Origin of the sequence: Kitasatospora sp. MBT63 (assembly GCF_000710465.2) — a bacterium.
In the GTDB taxonomy this organism is placed as follows: domain Bacteria; phylum Actinomycetota; class Actinomycetes; order Streptomycetales; family Streptomycetaceae; genus Kitasatospora.
Genome location: NZ_JAIZ01000564.1, coordinates 1 through 354, shown reverse-complemented (window position 1 = coordinate 354; position 354 = coordinate 1). Strand labels below are relative to the sequence as shown.

The following is a 354-nucleotide window of genomic DNA, read 5'->3' as shown; positions in this document are numbered from 1 at the left end:
CGAGGGGGTGGGTCTGCTGCTGGTGGAGCGGCTGTCGGACGCGCGGCGCAACGGGCACCGGGTGCTGGCGGTGCTGCGCGGCAGTGCGGTCAACCAGGACGGTGCGTCCAACGGCCTGACCGCGCCCAGCGGTCCGGCCCAGCAGCGGGTGATCCGCCAGGCGCTGGCCAACGCCGGCCTGGCGCCCGCCGAGGTCGACGTGGTGGAGGCGCACGGCACCGGCACCCGGCTGGGTGACCCGATCGAGGCGCAGGCGTTGATCGCGACGTACGGTGCGGGCCGTACCGCGGATCGGCCGCTCTGGCTGGGGTCGGTGAAGTCGAACATCGGGCACACCCAGGCCGCGGCCGGGGT

General features: G+C 75.4%; 1 protein-coding gene. It reads left to right on the top strand.

What is annotated here, in order from left to right:
• On the top strand, window positions 1-354 hold a 354-nt coding region (locus AA75_RS29755; RefSeq protein WP_149038449.1), incomplete at both ends, for a polyketide synthase.